The organism is Aquicoccus porphyridii (assembly GCF_008369105.1).
Taxonomy (GTDB): domain Bacteria; phylum Pseudomonadota; class Alphaproteobacteria; order Rhodobacterales; family Rhodobacteraceae; genus Aquicoccus; species Aquicoccus porphyridii.
The window spans coordinates 1-350 of the sequence record NZ_VINQ01000251.1; the positions used below are offsets into that span (position 1 = coordinate 1).

Annotated in this window: 1 protein-coding gene; it reads right to left on the bottom strand. The window is 70.0% G+C overall.

From position 1 onward, the window contains the following. Positions 1-87: 87 nt before the first annotated feature. Positions 88-350 (bottom strand): DUF1615 family protein (locus FLO80_RS24380; protein ID WP_149187189.1); only part of this gene is annotated, 263 nt, incomplete at its 5' end.

Here is a 350-nt window from a genome sequence, read left to right on the forward strand (position 1 = left end):
CGCTGCTTCTCCATGAGCTTGGCTGACAGGACGGCAGACTCCCGCGGCGGCGCCAGGTTCGACCCGCGCGACCGCGCGACGATGGACTCAGCGTTTCCGCACGCGCGCCATGCAGCGCTGGTAGCGTTCGTCGACGCGCTTGGCGAACCAGGCGGTGGTCAGCTTGCGGGTGATCTTCGGGCTCTCCAGGGTGATCCCCGGCAGCACGGCGCGGGGCAATGTCTTGCTGGTGGCGCTTTCGGCCAGGGCGAAGACCTTGCGGTACAGCGCGCTGTCGGCGAACTCCGGGCTGTCGCCCTGCTCCAGCGCCCGGCGGATCGCCGCGTCGCTCATGTCCAGGCGCTTGCCGA